This is a genomic window from Mesorhizobium sp. M0910 (assembly GCF_040319465.1).
Classification (GTDB): Bacteria; Pseudomonadota; Alphaproteobacteria; order Rhizobiales; family Rhizobiaceae; genus Mesorhizobium.
Map to the genome: position 1 here is coordinate 90,220 of NZ_JAMYNZ010000005.1, position 16,890 is coordinate 107,109.

Genomic DNA, 16,890 nt, shown 5'->3' on the forward strand with positions numbered 1-16,890 from the left:
GCGGGCGTTTGGCCCGCGCTAGATGCAAGGGGTTTCGAGGACCCCGAAAAGGAGAACGGCATGAACCAAGAGGTCATGAATCTCTTCAATCCCCAGGCGCCCGCGCAGGTGTTCGATTCCATCAGGATCTCGCTTGCCAGCCCTGAGAAGATTCTGTCCTGGTCGTTCGGCGAGATCAAGAAGCCGGAGACCATCAACTACCGCACCTTCAAGCCGGAGCGTGACGGTCTGTTCTGCGCGCGCATTTTTGGTCCGATCAAGGACTATGAGTGCCTGTGCGGCAAGTACAAGCGCATGAAGTACAAGGGCGTCATCTGCGAGAAGTGCGGCGTCGAAGTCACGCTGTCGCGCGTCCGCCGCGAGCGCATGGGCCATATCGAACTGGCGGCACCGGTCGCCCATATCTGGTTCCTGAAGTCGCTGCCGTCGCGCATCGGCACGCTGCTCGACATGACGCTGAAGGACATTGAGCGGGTCCTCTACTTCGAGAACTACATCGTCACCGAACCCGGCCTCACCGCGCTGAAGGAGCACCAGCTGCTCAGCGAGGAAGAGTACATGATGGCCGTCGACGAGTATGGCGAGGACTCGTTCACCGCCATGATCGGCGCCGAGGCGATCCACGACCTTCTGGCCGGCATGGACCTCGAGAAGATCGCCGGCGATCTGCGTTCGGAACTGGCTTCGACCACCTCCGAGCTCATGCAGAAGAAGTACCTGAAGCGGCTCAAGGTCGTCGAGAACTTCATGGAATCCGGCAACCGTCCGGAATGGATGATCATGAAGGTGGTTCCGGTGATTCCGCCGGACCTGCGTCCGCTTGTTCCGCTGGACGGCGGCCGTTTCGCCACGTCCGACCTGAACGACCTTTATCGCCGCGTCATCAACCGCAACAACCGCTTGAAGCGGCTGATCGAGCTGCGCGCGCCCGGCATCATCGTGCGCAATGAAAAGCGCATGCTGCAGGAAGCCGTCGATGCACTGTTCGACAACGGCCGTCGCGGCCGCGTCATCACCGGCGCCAACAAGCGTCCGCTGAAGTCGCTGTCCGACATGCTGAAGGGCAAGCAGGGCCGGTTCCGCCAGAACCTGCTCGGCAAGCGCGTCGACTATTCCGGCCGCTCGGTCATCGTCACCGGTCCGGAGCTCAAGCTGCACCAGTGCGGCCTGCCGAAGAAGATGGCGCTCGAACTTTTCAAGCCCTTCATCTACGCCCGTCTCGACGCCAAGGGTTACTCCTCGACCGTCAAGCAAGCGAAGAAGTTGGTCGAGAAGGAGCGTCCGGAGGTCTGGGATATCCTCGACGAGGTCATCCGCGAGCATCCGGTGCTGTTGAACCGCGCGCCGACGCTGCACCGCCTCGGCATCCAGGCGTTCGAGCCGATCCTGATCGAAGGCAAGGCGATCCAGCTTCACCCGCTGGTCTGCACGGCCTTCAACGCCGACTTCGACGGCGACCAGATGGCGGTCCACGTGCCGCTGTCGCTGGAAGCGCAGCTCGAAGCCCGCGTGCTGATGATGTCGACCAACAACATCCTGCACCCGGCTTCCGGTGCGCCGATCATCGTGCCGTCGCAGGACATGGTTCTCGGTCTCTACTATCTCTCGATCGTCAACCAGAATGAGCCGGGCGAGGGCATGGTGTTTGCCGACATGGGCGAGCTCCAGCACGCGCTCGAGACCAAGGCGGTGACGCTGCATGCCAAGATCAAGGGGCGCTTCCGTACGGTCGACGCCGACGGCAAGGTCGTGTCGAAGATCTACGACACTACGCCTGGCCGCATGATCATCGGCGAACTTCTGCCGAAGAACCACAATGTGCCGTACGAGACCGCCAATCAGGAGATGACCAAGAAGAACATCTCCAAGATGATCGACACCGTCTACCGCCATTGCGGTCAGAAGGAGACGGTCATTTTCTGCGATCGCATCATGGCTCTCGGCTTCAGCCACGCCTGCCGTGCCGGCATTTCGTTCGGCAAGGACGACATGCTGATCCCGGACGCCAAGATCAAGCTGGTCTCCGACACCGAGGCTTTGGCCAAGGAGTACGAGCAGCAGTACAATGACGGCCTGATCACCCAGGGCGAGAAGTACAACAAGGTCGTCGACGCCTGGGCCAAGTGCTCGGAAAAGGTCGCCGACGAAATGATGGCCCGCATCAAGGCGGTCGAGTTCGAGGACAACGGCCGTCAGAAGCCGATGAACTCGATCTATATGATGTCGCACTCCGGTGCGCGCGGCTCGCCCACTCAGATGCGCCAGCTCGCCGGCATGCGCGGCCTGATGGCCAAGCCTAGCGGTGAAATCATCGAGACGCCGATCATCTCGAACTTCAAGGAAGGCCTCACCGTGCTCGAGTACTTCAACTCGACCCACGGCGCCCGCAAGGGTCTGGCCGACACCGCCTTGAAGACGGCGAACTCGGGTTACCTGACGCGTCGTCTCGTCGACGTGGCGCAGGACTGCATCGTCAATTCGCTCGACTGCGGCACCGACAAGGGCCTCACCATGCAGCCGATCGTCGATGCCGGTCAGGTCGTCGCTTCGGTTGGTCAGCGCGTTCTCGGCCGCACCTCGCTCGACGACATCACCCACCCGGTCACCGGCGAGGTTCTGGTCAAGGCCGGAACACTGATGGACGAGCGTGACGTGGAACTGATCGAAAAGGCTGGCGTGCAGTCGGTCCGCATCCGTTCGGCGCTGACCTGCGAGGTCAGGGTCGGCATCTGCGCGGTCTGCTACGGACGCGATCTGGCCCGCGGCACTCCCGTCAACCAGGGCGAGGCTGTCGGCGTCATCGCGGCGCAGTCGATCGGCGAGCCGGGCACTCAGCTCACCATGCGTACCTTCCACATGGGCGGCACGGCGCAGGTGGTGGATTCCTCGTTCCTTGAAGCCTCCTATGAGGGCAAGGTCGAGATCCGCAACCGCAACGTGGTGCGCAACTCCGACGGCCAGCTGATGGTCATGGGCCGCAACATGGCGGTGCTGATCCTCGACGAAGCCGGCAAGGAACGCGCCACGCACCGCGTCACCTACGGTTCGCGCATCTTCGTCGACGATGGCGACAAAGTGAAACGCGGCCAGCGTATCGCCGAGTGGGATCCTTATACCCGCCCGATCCTCACCGAAATCGAGGGCAGGGTAGCGTTCGAGGATCTGGTCGATGGCATTTCCGTTCAGGAAACCGCCGACGAATCGACCGGCATCACCAAGCGCGAGGTCATCGACTGGCGTTCGACGCCACGCGGCAACGATCTCAAGCCGGCGATCGTCGTCCAGGATGCCAAGGGCAAGGTCGGCAAGCTGTCGAAGGGCGGTGACGCCCGCTTCCTGCTCTCGGTCGAGGCCATTCTTTCGGTCGAGCCGGGTGCACAGGTTCGCCCCGGCGACGTGCTGGCGCGTATCCCGATGGAAAGTGCCAAGACCAAGGATATCACCGGTGGTCTGCCGCGTGTGGCCGAACTGTTCGAGGCACGCCGTCCGAAGGATCACGCCATCATCGCCGAGATCGATGGCACGATCCGCTTCGGCCGCGACTACAAGAACAAGCGCCGCATCATCATCGAGCCGCATGACTCGACGCTTGAGCCGGTCGAATACCTGATCCCGAAGGGCAAGCCGTTCCATCTCCAGGACGGCGACGTCATCGAGAAGGGCGACTATATCCTCGACGGCAATCCGGCGCCGCATGACATCCTGGCGATCAAGGGCGTGGAGGCGCTTGCCTCCTACCTCGTCAACGAGATCCAGGAGGTCTACCGACTGCAGGGCGTGTCGATCAACGACAAGCACATCGAGGTGATCGTTCGCCAGATGCTGCAGAAGGTCGAGATCACCACGCAGGGCGATTCGACCTACATTCCGGGCGACCACGTCGACGTGATCGAACTGGAAGAGGTCAACGAGCGCCTGGTCGAGGAAGGCAAGAAGCCGGCAGAAGGCCAGCCGGTGTTGCTCGGCATCACCAAGGCCTCGCTGCAGACGCCGTCCTTCATCTCGGCCGCCTCCTTCCAGGAGACGACGAGGGTGCTGACCGAAGCTGCGGTTGCCGGCAAGACCGACATGCTGCAGGGCCTGAAGGAAAACGTCATCGTTGGCCGGCTGATCCCGGCCGGCACCGGCGGCACGATGAGCCAGATCCGGCGCATCGCCACCTCGCGCGACGAGCTGATCATCGACGAGCGCCGCAAGGCGTCCGGCGTCGAGGTCGCCGAGCCGATGCTGACCGACATGGCTTCCGCCGCGCAGTAAGCGCGCAAGAAAGAGAAGATAGAAAAGGGGCCCCAAGTGGCCCCTTTTCGCATTTTGGTTCTCCAATCGGATCGGAGAAGAAAACGATGAACATGAAGACCTGGGCTTCTGTCGACGACTACATTGTCGAGGCTCTTTTCGATGCGGATCCCGCCCTCGATGCCGTTCTGGCGGCCAACCATGACCACGGCCTGCCGGCGATCGATGTTTCGCCGGCACAAGGCAAGCTGCTGTCACTTCTTGCGCGAATGCAGGGAGCCAAGAAGGTACTCGAAATCGGCACGTTGGGCGGCTACTCGACAATCTGGATGGCGCGAGCGTTGCCCGTGGATGGCAAGGTCGTGACGCTCGAGCTTGACCCGCACCACGCCAGTGTCGCGCGGTCGAACTTTGAACGCGCAGGGGTGTCGGACCGGGTAGAACTGCGGGTCGGACCGGCGCTTCAATCGCTTGCGGCGTTAGCCGCCGAGAATGCCGGGCCGTTCGACTTCATCTTCATTGACGCCGACAAGCCGAACAACCCGCACTATCTGTCGTGGGCCATGCGTCTTTCGAGGCCGGGGACCGTCATCGTCTGCGACAACGTCATCCGTGACGGCGCGGTGGTGAATGAAGATGGTCGTGACGCAAATGTCGAAGGGGCACGCGCGGCGTTCTCGTTCATCGGCGGCGACAAGCGTCTGGAAGGCACCGCGATCCAGACTGTTGGCGCCAAGGGCTATGACGGCTTTGCTATAGCGATCGTCAATTGAATTTGCGCGGTGAGTGGCCGGACATGCGATCCGGCCGACGCCCGCTGATCAATCGAAAAAAGCTTGCACCACATTGCGCTTGCCCAGCATGAAGGCGTCGGCGACGTGCTGAAGGGGCGCGAGATCGACGTCGGAGGTACCCGCGCGCACGATCTCGGCAAAGCGCCTGTAAAGCATCGGGTATTCCGCTTCCGGCTCCTCGTGAACGACGCGGCCGTCGACAGCGAGCTTCGAGCCGCCGCCGGAAAGCACCATTTTACCCCGGTCCGTCTTGGCCAGGATGTCCCAGCTCTGCGGGCCGGTCTGAAGCCAGTCGAGTTCCATCGTCACCGGCAATCCATCCGAGGTGCGGAAGGTGACGTGGGCCGCGACCGGGGATGCACGGTTCTCCGGAAAATCGAGCTCTGCCGAACTGATGAACATTGGCGGCAGGATGTGGGTGGCGATCGACAGTGCGTTGATGCCGGGATCGAAGACGCCGAAGCCGCCCGGTGCCCAGATCCATTCCTGATTCGGATGCCAGCGGCGGACATCTTCCTTCCAGATGATGGCGGCCGATCTGATTTTGGTTGAACCGAGGAAAGCGCGAGCGGCCTCGACAGCCGGCGCATAGCGTGAATGCCAACTGGCGAACAGCGAGACGCCGTTCGCTGCCGCCAGCGCCTTCAGGTCCTCGACCTCGCTGACCGTGGCGCCGGGCGGCTTTTCCAGGAAGACATGCTTTTTCGCCACCAGCGCCGTGCGTGCGGCGTCATAACGGAACTGCGGCGGCATGCACAGCGACACCGCCTCGAGCTCCGGCACCGCGTCGAGCATCGCCTCGATCGTCGGGAAATTCGGGATGTCTTCGACTTTACCGTGGCGGCTCGCTGCGGCGACCAGGCGATAATCCTGGTCCTTCGCCAAGGCCGGCAGGTGCTGGTCGCGGACGATCTTTCCCACGCCGACGATGCCGAGCTTGATGGGATTAGAGGACATGGGAGCTCCGCAGGTTGAGTGTGCTTGGTTTTACCAGAGGTCGCTTCTTAGCAGAGAACTTGTGTCGGGCAAGTCGCCGGGCTTTTGTCGCCGGCCGTGAGATCGACCGCGATTCAGATCTCTTCAGATCGGCACATCGAAGGTCACGATCGACACTTCGCCTTCGAGCGCGCCCTGATAGGCGGACAGATGCGGCTCCTCGTCGGGCACGCCGTCCAGGTCACCGATCTGGTCGAGCTCGGCCTCGGCGTAACCTTCCGCGGCAAGTGATTCGAGAGCGCGGCGCACCGCCGAATCGTCGTCCGGGGCGACCAGCATCACATGCACGCCTTCCGGCTTGCCGCCTTTGCGCTTCCACACCCGGCCGGTAATAATGGTGACCGGGCGCTCCTCATTGTCATTCACGGGTTCGTACCTCCGGGCGAGGGGTTTTGGGCTGTTCATGCCGCCTTTTCGCACGAAGCACGGCGTGGAAACAGCCGCAAGCCGGTCACTTTCTGCCTTCCTCTTGAAAAACGGCGCAAGAAAATTACATGCGTTTTTCGCATGGCTGCCAAACCTCGGGTTCAGCGCAATATTTGCCGCTCCGGGGTTGACGGACAGTGGTCACACGAGTAGAAGCCGCCCAGTCAGAACCGATGTGAGGCTCTCGCTTCCGAAGCGACACGCTTTGGAGTTTGCCTCAAACAGGGTTCGTTTTACGAGCGAAAAGACATTTCCGGCGTGCATGAAGCGGCTTCCGCTTCCTCTGCCATTTGTTCGGGCAAGACCGCGAGGCGCGGTTTGTGGCCCGAATTTGCGTATGGAAATGACGCTTTGAGCGGCCCTGACCGGGCAAGACACGGAATTGAGAGACAAGAGGGTTTAATGCCTACCGTCAACCAGCTGATCCGCAAGCCGCGCATTGCGCCGGTGAAGCGCAACAAGGTCCCGGCCATGCAGCAGAACCCGCAGAAGCGGGGCGTCTGCACGCGCGTCTACACCACGACGCCGAAGAAGCCGAACTCGGCGCTGCGCAAGGTGGCCAAGATCCGTCTGACCAATGGTTTTGAAGTGATCGGTTACATCCCCGGCGAAGGCCACAACCTTCAGGAACACTCGGTGGTGATGATCCGCGGCGGCCGCGTTAAGGATCTTCCGGGCGTCCGTTACCACATCATCCGCGGCGTGCTCGACACGCAAGGCGTGAAGAACCGCAAGCAGCGCCGTTCGAAATACGGCGCCAAGCGTCCGAAGTGACCGAAGCGTAGCCAAGGTCGTTCCGGACGGCGTCAAGCGACGATCCGGGATCCAGGCCACCGCGTAGAATTGAGGCAGAGAAAAAATGTCCCGTCGTCACAGTGCAGAAAAGCGTGAGATCAATCCGGACCCGAAGTTCGGCGACCTGATCGTCACCAAGTTCATGAATGCCGTCATGTATGATGGCAAGAAGTCGGTTGCCGAGACCATCGTCTACGGCGCGCTCGACCAGGTTCAGTCCAAGACCAAGCAGGAGCCGGTCACCGTCTTCCATCAGGCGCTCGACAATGTCGCGCCGCATGTGGAAGTGCGTTCGCGCCGCGTCGGCGGCGCCACCTACCAGGTTCCGGTCGACGTGCGCCCCGAGCGCCGGCAGGCATTGGCCATCCGCTGGCTGATCGCTGCCGCCCGCAACCGCAACGAGACCACCATGGTCGACCGCCTCTCCGGCGAGCTGATGGACGCGGCCAACAACCGCGGCACCGCCGTCAAGAAGCGTGAAGACACCCACAAGATGGCAGAAGCCAACCGCGCTTTCGCGCACTACCGCTGGTAAAGCGCGAACGAGACTGAAGAGGCACCTCCCATGGCCCGCGAATATAAAATCGAAGACTACCGCAATTTCGGTATCATGGCGCATATCGACGCCGGCAAGACGACGACCACCGAGCGCGTCCTCTATTACACGGGCAAGTCGCACAAGATCGGCGAAGTCCACGACGGCGCTGCGACCATGGATTGGATGGAGCAGGAGCAGGAGCGCGGCATCACCATCACGTCGGCCGCCACCACGACCTTCTGGAAGGGTCGCGACGGCAAGATGTATCGCTTCAACATCATCGACACCCCCGGCCACGTCGACTTCACCATCGAGGTCGAGCGTTCGCTGCGCGTGCTCGACGGCGCCATCGCGCTGCTCGATGCCAATGCCGGTGTCGAGCCGCAGACGGAGACCGTCTGGCGCCAGGCCGACAAGTATCGCGTGCCGCGCATGATCTTCTGCAACAAGATGGACAAGATCGGCGCCGACTTTTACCGCTCGGTCGAGATGATCGGTTCGCGCCTCGGTGCGCATGCCGTCGTCATGCAGCTGCCGATCGGCGCCGAGACCGAGTTCAAGGGTGTCGTCGACCTCGTCGAGATGAACGCGCTGGTCTGGCGCGACGAGACGCTGGGCGCTGCCTGGGACATCGTCGAGATCCCTGCCGACCTCAAGGCTCGTGCCGAAGAATACCGCGAGAAGATGATTGAGGCCGCCGTCGAAATGGACGAAACGGCGCTCGAGAATTACCTCGAAGGCAAGATGCCGAGCAACGACGAGATCCGTGCGCTCATCCGCAAGGGCACGATCGCGGTGAAGTTCTATCCGATGTTCTGCGGCTCGGCCTTCAAGAATAAGGGCGTGCAGCCGCTGCTCGACGCCGTCGTCGAATATCTGCCGTCGCCGGCCGATGTCCCTGCCATCAAGGGCGTCGACGCCAAGACCGACGCCGAGATCGAGCGTCATGCCGACGACAACGAGCCGCTGTCGATGCTCGCCTTCAAGATCATGAACGACCCGTTCGTCGGTTCGCTCACCTTTGCCCGCATCTATTCGGGCAAGCTCACCAAGGGCATCTCGGTCGACAACACCGTGAAGGGCAAGAAAGAGCGCATCGGCCGCATGTTGCAGATGCATGCGAATTCGCGCGCCGACGTCGAAGAGGCGTTTGCCGGCGACATCGTCGCCCTCGCTGGTCTCAAGGACACCACCACCGGCGACACGCTCAGTGATCCGCTGCATCCGGTCATCCTCGAGCGCATGGAATTCCCCGATCCGGTTATCCAGATCGCCATCGAGCCGAAGACCAAGAACGACCAGGAAAAGATGGGTCTCGCCCTTCACCGCCTGGCCGCCGAGGATCCGTCCTTCCGCGTCAAGACCGACGAGGAAAGCGGCCAGACGATCATCTCCGGCATGGGCGAACTTCACCTCGACATCATCGTCGACCGCATGCGTCGCGAGTTCAAGGTCGAGGCCAATGTCGGCGCACCGCAGGTGGCCTACCGCGAGACGATCACCCGCAAGCACGAGCAGGACTACACGCACAAGAAGCAGACCGGCGGTACCGGCCAGTTCGCCCGCGTCAAGATCCTGTTCGAGCCGAATCCGGAAAGCAGCGAATTCGAGTTCGAAACCAAGATCGTTGGCGGCGCTGTGCCGAAGGAATACATTCCCGGTGTCGAAAAGGGCATCAACAGCGTCATGACCTCGGGCCCGTTCGCCGGCTTCCCGATGATCGGCGTCAAGGCGACGCTGATCGATGGCGCCTACCACGACGTGGACTCGTCGGTTCTGGCCTTCGAAATCGCCGGCCGCGCCTGCTTCCGTGAAGCAGCGCCCAAGCTTGGCGTGCAGTTGCTCGAGCCGATCATGAAGGTCGAGGTGGTGACGCCGGAAGATTACGTCGGCAGCGTTATCGGCGACCTGAACGGCCGTCGTGGCCAGATCCAGGGCCAGGAGGCCCGCGGTGTCGCGGTGGTCATCAACGCGATGGTGCCGCTCGCCAACATGTTCAAATACGTGGACAACCTTCGCTCGATGAGCCAGGGCCGCGCGGCCTACACGATGCAGTTCGACCATTACGAGCCGGTCCCGACCGCGGTCGCGCAGGAAGTCCAGAAGAAATACGCGTAACTCGAAACGAGTTGCACCAGTAACTTAATTCAAGGCCCGCACGGGCTGGCAGGAATGGAGAGATCACATGGCAAAAGGTAAATTCGAGCGCACTAAGCCTCATGTGAACATTGGCACGATTGGTCACGTCGACCATGGCAAGACGTCGCTGACGGCGGCGATCACCAAGTATTTTGGCGAATACAAGCGCTATGACCAGATCGATGCGGCGCCCGAAGAGAAGGCGCGCGGCATCACCATTTCGACGGCGCATGTCGAATACGAGACCGCCAACCGCCACTATGCCCATGTCGATTGCCCCGGCCACGCCGACTATGTGAAGAACATGATCACCGGTGCCGCGCAGATGGACGGCGCGATCCTGGTGGTGTCGGCCGCCGACGGCCCGATGCCGCAGACCCGCGAGCACATCCTGCTCGCCCGCCAGGTCGGCGTGCCCTCGATCGTGGTGTTCTTGAACAAGGTCGACCAGGTCGACGACGCCGAGCTGCTCGAGCTGGTCGAGCTCGAGGTGCGTGAGCTTCTGACCAAGAACGAGTTCCCCGGCGACGACATTCCGATCGTCAAGGGTTCGGCGCTTGCCGCACTTGAAGACAGCGACAAGAAGATCGGCGAGGACGCCATCCGCGAACTGATGGCTGCGGTCGATGCCTATATACCGACGCCGGTTCGTCCGCTCGACAAGCCGTTCCTGATGCCGATCGAGGACGTGTTCTCGATCTCGGGCCGTGGCACGGTGGTGACCGGCCGCGTCGAGCGCGGCGTCGTCAAGGTCGGCGAGGAGCTGGAGATCGTCGGCATCCGTCCGACCACCAAGACGACCTGCACGGGCGTCGAGATGTTCCGCAAGCTGCTCGACCAGGGTCAGGCGGGCGACAACATCGGCGCGCTGTTGCGCGGTGTCGACCGTGAAGGCGTCGAGCGCGGCCAGGTCCTGGCCAAGCCCGGCACCGTCAAGCCGCACAAGAAGTTCGTTGCCGAAGCCTACATCCTGACCAAGGACGAGGGCGGCCGCCATACGCCGTTCTTCACCAACTACCGTCCGCAGTTCTACTTCCGCACGACGGACGTGACCGGCATCGTGTCGCTGCCGGAAGGCACCGAGATGGTGATGCCGGGCGACAACATCACCGTCGATGTCGAGCTGATCGTGCCGATCGCCATGGAAGAGAAGCTGCGCTTCGCCATCCGTGAAGGCGGCCGCACCGTCGGTGCCGGCATCGTCGTCACCATCAAAGAGTAATTTGGACTTAAACCGATCTGTCGCGGGCGCTGCCCGCGCCGCGCCAGAACAAGGAAGTGACGCATGAACGGACAGAATATCCGCATCCGCCTGAAGGCGTTTGATCACCGGGTGCTCGACGCCTCGACACGGGAAATCGTGTCGACCGCCAAGCGCACCGGCGCCAACGTCCGCGGCCCAATTCCGCTGCCGACGCGGATCGAAAAGTTCACGGTCAACCGGTCGCCTCATGTCGACAAGAAGAGCCGCGAGCAGTTCGAGATGCGCACGCACAAGCGTCTGCTCGACATCGTCGACCCGACCCCGCAGACGGTCGATGCTTTGATGAAGCTCGACCTGGCCGCCGGTGTCGACGTCGAGATCAAGCTCTAAGGAACCAGAGGTCAGCGGGGCGACCCGGAACTCTGAAGGAACAAGAGGCGTGGAGGGGCGACAGCCCCGACAGGGAACTCTAAAGGAATTGAACCGATGCGTTCAGGTGTGATTGCAAAGAAGGTGGGAATGACCCGCATCTACAACGATGCCGGGGAACATGTTCCCGTCACTGTTCTCCAGATGGAGAACTGCCAGGTCGTGGCGCAGCGCACGCAGGAGAAGAACGGCTATACCGCCGTCCAACTCGGCGTTGGCCTTGCCAAGGTGAAGAACACGTCGAAGGCGATGCGCGGCCATTTCGCGACCGCTTCCGTCGAGCCTAAGGCCAAGGTTGCCGAGTTCCGCGTCTCCGCCGACAACATGATCGATGTCGGCGCCGAGATCACCGTCGAGCATTTCGTCGTCGGCCAGAAGGTCGATGTGACGGGAACCACGATCGGCAAGGGTTTCCAGGGCGTCATCAAGCGGCACCACATGGGTGGCGGCCGCGCGACGCACGGCAACTCGGTGTCGCACCGTACACACGGTTCGACCGGCCAGCGCCAGGATCCGGGCAAGGTGTTCAAGGGCAAGCATATGGCCGGCCACATGGGTGACACCCGCGTCACCACGCAGAATGTCGAGGTCGTCTCGACCGACGCCGATCGTGGCCTGATCCTGATCCGCGGTGCGGTCCCGGGTTCGAAGGGTGCATGGATCCTGGTCCGCGATGCGGCCAAGGTGGCGCTTCCGGCCAATGCGCCGAAGCCCGCCGCGATCCGCGCCGTTGCAACCGATGGTGCCGCCAAGAACGAGGCCCCGGCCACAGAGGGAGCGGAATAATGGACCTCAAGATTACAACGCTTGGCGGCAAGGACGCCGGTAAGCTGAAGCTCTCCGAAGAGATTTTCGGCCTTGATCCGCGCGAGGACATCCTGCAGCGCGTCGTGCGCTGGCAGCTCGCCAAGAAGCAGCAGGGCACGCACAAGGCCAAGGGCCGCGCGGAAATCGCCCGCACCGGCGCCAAGATGTACAAGCAGAAGGGTACCGGCCGCGCCCGTCACCATTCGGCTCGCGCTCCGCAGTTCCGCGGCGGCGGCAAGGCCCACGGCCCGGTCGTGCGCAGCCACGAGCACGATCTGCCGAAGAAGGTGCGTGCGCTCGGTCTCAAGCATGCGCTTTCGGCCAAGGCCAAAAGCGCGTCGATCATCATCATTGACGAGCTGAAGCTGACCGAGGCCAAGACCAAGGCACTGATCGCGAATTTCGCGACGCTGGGCCTGAGCAACGCCCTGGTGATCGGCGGCGCCGAGCTTGACAAGAATTTCAAGCTGGCGGCGACCAACATCCCGAACATCGACGTGCTGCCCATCCAGGGCATCAACGTCTACGACATTCTGCGCCGCGGCACGCTGGTCCTTTCCAAGGCCGCCGTCGAGGCTCTCGAGGAGCGCTTCAAATGACCGACCTTCGTCACTACGACGTGATCGTCTCGCCGGCGATCACCGAAAAGTCGACCATGGCTTCCGAGCAGAACCAGGTCGTCTTCAATGTTGCCAAGAAGGCGTCGAAGCCGGAAATCAAGGCCGCCGTCGAAGCGCTGTTCGGCGTCAAGGTGATGGCTGTGAACACGCTTGTCCGCAAGGGCAAGATCAAGCGCTTCCGCGGCACGATCGGCCGCCAGAGCGACGTCAAGAAGGCGGTTGTGACGCTGGCCGACGGCCAGTCGATCGACGTCGCGACGGGTCTCTGAGCAAGGTCGCGAGGACAGAACAATGACACTGAAAAAATTCAACCCGGTAACGCCGAGCACCCGTCAGCTGGTCATCGTCGACCGCTCGGGCCTCTACAAGGGCAAGCCCGTCAAGGGCCTGACCGAAGGCCTGACCAAGTCGGGCGGCCGCAACAATTACGGCCGCATCACGGCCCGCTTCATCGGCGGCGGTCACAAGCGCACCTACCGCATCATCGACTTCAAGCGCCGCAAGTTCGACGTCGTCGGTACGGTTGAGCGTATCGAGTACGATCCGAACCGCACCGCCTTCATTGCGCTGATCAAGTACGACGATGGCGAGCTGTCCTACATCATCGCCCCGCAGCGTCTGGCTCCCGGCGACAAGATCGTGGCCGGTGAATCGGTCGACGTGAAGCCGGGCAACGCGATGCCGCTGGCCTCTATGCCGGTCGGCACGATCGTCCATAATATCGAGCTGAAGCCCGGCAAGGGCGCTCAGGTCGCCCGTTCGGCCGGTGGTTATGGCCAGCTCGTCGGCCGCGACCAGGGCATGGCGATCCTGCGCCTCAATTCGGGCGAGCAGCGTGTCGTCCACGGCTCCTGCATGGCCACTGTCGGCGCCGTGTCCAACCCGGACCACGGCAACATCAATGACGGCAAGGCTGGCCGCACCGTGTGGCGTGGCAAACGTCCGCACAATCGCGGTGTGACCATGAACCCGGTCGACCATCCGCATGGCGGCGGCGAAGGCCGCACCTCGGGTGGCCGCCATCCGGTTTCGCCCTGGGGCAAGCCGACCAAGGGCAAGAAGACGCGGTCCAACAAGGCGACCGACAAGTTCATCCTGCGCTCGCGCCATCAGCGCAAGAGCTAAGAAGAGGTAACGCCAAGTGACTCGTTCGATTTGGAAAGGCCCCTTCATCGACGGCTACCTTCTGAAGAAGGTGGACAAGGTTCGTGAAGGTGGTCGCAATGAGGTGATCAAGATGTGGAGCCGCCGCTCCACCATCCTGCCGCAGTTCGTCGGCTTCACCTTCGGTGTCTACAACGGCCAGAAACACGTTCCCGTCTCGGTGAACGAGGACATGGTCGGTCACAAGTTCGGTGAATTCGCTCCGACCCGGACCTATTACGGTCACGGCGCGGATAAGAAGGCGAAGAGGAAATAATCATGGGCAAGGCCAAAGCTCCGCGCAGGCTTGCTGACAACGAAGCGCGCGCCGTGTTGCGCACGATCCGTATCAGCCCGCAGAAGCTGAACCTGGTTGCCGCGCTGATCCGCGGCAAGAAGGTCGCGACAGCGCTTTCCGACCTCGAATTCTCGGCCAAGCGGATTTCCGGCACGGTCAAGAAGACGCTGGAATCGGCGATCGCCAACGCGGAAAACAACCACGACCTCGACGTCGATGCGCTGATCGTGGCGGAAGCCTATGTCGGCAAGTCGATTGTCATGAAGCGGTTCCATGCCCGTGGCCGTGGTCGCGCCAGCCGTATCGAGAAGCCGTTCTCGCACCTCACGATCGTCGTTCGTGAAGTCGAAGAAAAAGGGGAGGCCGCATAATGGGCCAGAAAGTCAATCCGATCGGTCTGCGTCTCGGCATCAACCGCACCTGGGATTCGCGGTGGTTCGCGAACACCGGCGAGTACGGCAAGCTGCTGCACGAGGACATCAAGATCCGCAAATATCTTGAGAAGGAACTCAAGCAGGCTGCGATCTCGAAGGTCGTGATCGAGCGTCCGCACAAGAAGTGCCGCGTCACCATCCATGCGGCGCGTCCGGGCCTGATCATCGGCAAGAAGGGCGCCGACATCGAGAAGCTTCGCAAGAAGCTGATGGAGATGACCAAGTCCGAGACGCATCTGAACATCGTCGAAGTGCGCAAGCCGGAGATCGACGCGACCCTGGTCGCCCAGTCGATCGCCCAGCAGCTCGAGCGCCGCATCGCGTTCCGCCGCGCCATGAAGCGCGCCGTCCAGTCGGCGATGCGCCTGGGTGCCGAAGGCATCCGCATCAACTGCGCTGGCCGTCTCGGCGGCGCCGAGATCGCGCGCATGGAGTGGTATCGCGAAGGCCGCGTGCCGCTGCATACGTTGCGCGCCGACGTCGACTACGGCACGGCCGAGGCGAATACGGCCTACGGCATCTGTGGCGTCAAGGTCTGGGTGTTCAAGGGCGAAATCCTTGAGCACGACCCGATGGCATCGGAGCGCCGCGCCACCGAGGGCGATCATGCGCATGGCGGTGGTGGTGAGCGCGAGCGCGGTCGCCGTCGCGAAAACGCGTAAGACAGTCAGGAATTTGGAGTTAGAACGATGCTGCAGCCAAAGCGCACAAAGTTCCGCAAGCAGTTCAAGGGCCGCATCCACGGTACCGCCAAGGGCGGCACCAACCTGGATTTCGGTGGTTTCGGGCTGAAGGCGCTTGAGCCGAACCGCGTCACCGCGCGTGAGATCGAGGCGGCCCGCCGCGCGATCACCCGCGAGATGAAGCGCGCCGGCCGGGTGTGGATCCGTATCTTCCCGGACGTGCCGGTTACGTCGAAGCCGACTGAAGTCCGTATGGGTAAGGGCAAGGGCGCCGTCGACTACTGGGCGGCACGCGTCAAGCCGGGTCGCATCATGTTCGAGATCGACGGCGTCAACGAAGAAACCGCCCGTGAGGCGCTGCGTCTCGGCGCGGCCAAGCTCTCGGTCAGGACGCGCTTCGTACAGCGCATCGCAGAATAAGGACGGGCTGATCATGAAAGCCGAAGACATCCGGACCAAGACGCAGGACCAGCTGACCGACGACCTGGCCAGCCTGAAGAAGGAGCAGTTCAACCTGCGCTTCCAGAAGGCCACCGGCCAGCTTGAGAAGACCGCGCGCGTGAGGCAGGTCCGCAAGGACATTGCGCGTATCAAGACCATCGCTGCGGAAAAGTCCGCGGCCAAGAAGGCTTAAGGACGAAAACCATGCCAAAGCGCATTCTGCAGGGCACCGTCGTCAGCGACAAGAACGAGAAGACGGTTGTCGTCAAGGTCGAACGGCGCTTCACGCATCCCGTGATGAAGAAGACCGTGCGCATGACCAAGAAGTACAAGGCGCACGACGAGAACAACGCCCACAAGGTCGGTGATCAGGTGTTCATCCAGGAATCGAAGCCGATTTCCAAGGACAAGCGCTGGGTCGTGGTGTCTTCGGACCAGGCCTGATCGGGGCTAACGAAACGAATTTTGGACAGACCGGGGAGGGGTGAGAAACCCGTCCCGTTAGAAAAGAAGAAGGCGGCCAGTCATGATTCAGATGCAAACAAACCTCGACGTCGCGGATAATTCCGGCGCCCGTCGTGTCATGTGCATCAAGGTGCTGGGCGGCTCGAAGCGGAAATACGCTTCCGTGGGCGACATCATCGTGGTGTCGATCAAGGAAGCCATCCCGCGCGGCCGCGTCAAGAAGGGCGATGTGATGAAGGCGGTCGTGGTTCGCACGGCCAAGGACATCCGCCGCCCGGACGGCAGCGTGATCCGTTTCGACAAGAACGCAGCCGTTCTCGTCGACAACAAGAAAGAGCCGATCGGCACGCGTATCTTCGGACCGGTTCCGCGCGAACTCCGCGCCAAGAACCACATGAAGATCATCTCGCTCGCGCCTGAAGTGCTGTAAGGAGCCGGACCA

20 protein-coding genes are annotated in these 16,890 nt (G+C 62.2%); 18 read left to right on the plus strand and 2 right to left on the minus strand.

What is annotated here, in order from left to right; translation table 11 throughout:
* The first annotated feature begins 60 nt into the window (after window positions 1-60).
* Both rpoC and NKH78_RS14115 read left to right on the plus strand, forming a co-directional pair.
* Window positions 61-4,257 (plus strand): DNA-directed RNA polymerase subunit beta', encoded by a 4,197-nt coding sequence (rpoC, locus tag NKH78_RS14110; RefSeq protein ID WP_352883121.1) that lies wholly within the window; start codon window positions 61-63, stop codon window positions 4,255-4,257.
* An 86-nt stretch (window positions 4,258-4,343) separates the two neighbouring features.
* Window positions 4,344-5,009 carry an O-methyltransferase gene (locus tag NKH78_RS14115; RefSeq protein ID WP_352741015.1) on the plus strand — a complete coding sequence of 222 codons (666 nt, stop codon included), beginning with the start codon at window positions 4,344-4,346 and terminating at the stop codon, window positions 5,007-5,009.
* Between the two features lie 48 nt (window positions 5,010-5,057).
* On the opposite strand, the gene NKH78_RS14120 is transcribed toward NKH78_RS14115, so the two are convergent.
* On the minus strand, window positions 5,058-5,987 hold the full coding sequence (locus tag NKH78_RS14120) for a Gfo/Idh/MocA family protein (protein WP_352741016.1): 930 nt from the start codon (window positions 5,985-5,987) through the stop codon (window positions 5,058-5,060).
* Window positions 5,988-6,110: 123 nt separating this feature from the next.
* Entirely contained in the window at window positions 6,111-6,392 is a 282-nt protein-coding gene (locus tag NKH78_RS14125; protein WP_254817147.1) for a transcriptional regulator, read from the minus strand.
* Window positions 6,393-6,854: 462 nt separating this feature from the next.
* On the opposite strand from NKH78_RS14125, the gene rpsL reads away from it, so the two are divergent.
* From rpsL to rplN, 16 genes are all read left to right on the plus strand, one after another.
* Complete coding sequence (gene rpsL, locus NKH78_RS14130) at window positions 6,855-7,226, plus strand: 30S ribosomal protein S12 (protein ID WP_006333356.1); 372 nt, start codon at window positions 6,855-6,857, stop codon at window positions 7,224-7,226.
* A gap of 85 nt (window positions 7,227-7,311) precedes the next feature.
* Entirely contained in the window at window positions 7,312-7,782 is a 471-nt protein-coding gene (gene rpsG / locus NKH78_RS14135; protein ID WP_008875664.1) for a 30S ribosomal protein S7, read from the plus strand.
* A gap of 30 nt (window positions 7,783-7,812) precedes the next feature.
* Entirely contained in the window at window positions 7,813-9,903 is a 2,091-nt protein-coding gene (gene fusA / locus NKH78_RS14140) for an elongation factor G (RefSeq protein WP_254817148.1), read from the plus strand.
* 67 nt (window positions 9,904-9,970) lie between these two features.
* Window positions 9,971-11,146: an elongation factor Tu gene (tuf, locus tag NKH78_RS14145; RefSeq protein WP_254817137.1), complete on the plus strand. Its 1,176-nt coding sequence runs from the start codon at window positions 9,971-9,973 to the stop codon at window positions 11,144-11,146.
* 63 nt (window positions 11,147-11,209) lie between these two features.
* Complete coding sequence (rpsJ, locus tag NKH78_RS14150) at window positions 11,210-11,518, plus strand: 30S ribosomal protein S10 (RefSeq protein WP_006205468.1); 309 nt, start codon at window positions 11,210-11,212, stop codon at window positions 11,516-11,518.
* 96 nt (window positions 11,519-11,614) lie between these two features.
* Window positions 11,615-12,343: a 50S ribosomal protein L3 gene (gene rplC / locus NKH78_RS14155; RefSeq protein ID WP_023717519.1), complete on the plus strand. Its 729-nt coding sequence runs from the start codon at window positions 11,615-11,617 to the stop codon at window positions 12,341-12,343.
* On the plus strand, window positions 12,343-12,963 hold the full coding sequence (gene rplD / locus NKH78_RS14160; RefSeq protein WP_023675140.1) for a 50S ribosomal protein L4: 621 nt from the start codon (window positions 12,343-12,345) through the stop codon (window positions 12,961-12,963). The genes rplC and rplD overlap by 1 nt, the downstream gene beginning before the upstream one ends.
* Window positions 12,960-13,253 (plus strand): 50S ribosomal protein L23, encoded by a 294-nt coding sequence (locus tag NKH78_RS14165; RefSeq protein ID WP_006205465.1) that lies wholly within the window; start codon window positions 12,960-12,962, stop codon window positions 13,251-13,253. The genes rplD and NKH78_RS14165 overlap by 4 nt, the downstream gene beginning before the upstream one ends.
* Window positions 13,254-13,275: 22 nt before the next feature.
* On the plus strand, window positions 13,276-14,109 hold the full coding sequence (rplB, locus tag NKH78_RS14170) for a 50S ribosomal protein L2 (RefSeq protein WP_352704050.1): 834 nt from the start codon (window positions 13,276-13,278) through the stop codon (window positions 14,107-14,109).
* Between the two features lie 16 nt (window positions 14,110-14,125).
* Window positions 14,126-14,404, plus strand: coding sequence for a 30S ribosomal protein S19 (gene rpsS / locus NKH78_RS14175; protein WP_006205463.1), 279 nt, complete (start codon window positions 14,126-14,128; stop codon window positions 14,402-14,404).
* 2 nt (window positions 14,405-14,406) lie between these two features.
* Complete coding sequence (gene rplV, locus NKH78_RS14180) at window positions 14,407-14,796, plus strand: 50S ribosomal protein L22 (protein ID WP_006205462.1); 390 nt, start codon at window positions 14,407-14,409, stop codon at window positions 14,794-14,796.
* On the plus strand, window positions 14,796-15,521 hold the full coding sequence (gene rpsC / locus NKH78_RS14185) for a 30S ribosomal protein S3 (RefSeq protein ID WP_023675137.1): 726 nt from the start codon (window positions 14,796-14,798) through the stop codon (window positions 15,519-15,521). Before rplV ends, rpsC begins: the two co-directional genes overlap by 1 nt.
* 27 nt (window positions 15,522-15,548) lie before the next feature.
* Window positions 15,549-15,962 carry a 50S ribosomal protein L16 gene (gene rplP, locus NKH78_RS14190; RefSeq protein ID WP_006205460.1) on the plus strand — a complete coding sequence of 138 codons (414 nt, stop codon included), beginning with the start codon at window positions 15,549-15,551 and terminating at the stop codon, window positions 15,960-15,962.
* Between the two features lie 13 nt (window positions 15,963-15,975).
* The gene (gene rpmC, locus NKH78_RS14195) at window positions 15,976-16,176 is read left to right on the plus strand and encodes a 50S ribosomal protein L29 (protein ID WP_006205459.1); all 201 of its coding nucleotides are present in this window, start codon (window positions 15,976-15,978) and stop codon (window positions 16,174-16,176) included.
* 11 nt (window positions 16,177-16,187) lie between these two features.
* Window positions 16,188-16,427, plus strand: coding sequence for a 30S ribosomal protein S17 (gene rpsQ / locus NKH78_RS14200; protein WP_023675136.1), 240 nt, complete (start codon window positions 16,188-16,190; stop codon window positions 16,425-16,427).
* Window positions 16,428-16,509: 82 nt separating this feature from the next.
* On the plus strand, window positions 16,510-16,878 hold the full coding sequence (rplN, locus tag NKH78_RS14205) for a 50S ribosomal protein L14 (RefSeq protein ID WP_006205457.1): 369 nt from the start codon (window positions 16,510-16,512) through the stop codon (window positions 16,876-16,878).
* Window positions 16,879-16,890: the final 12 nt, after the last annotated feature.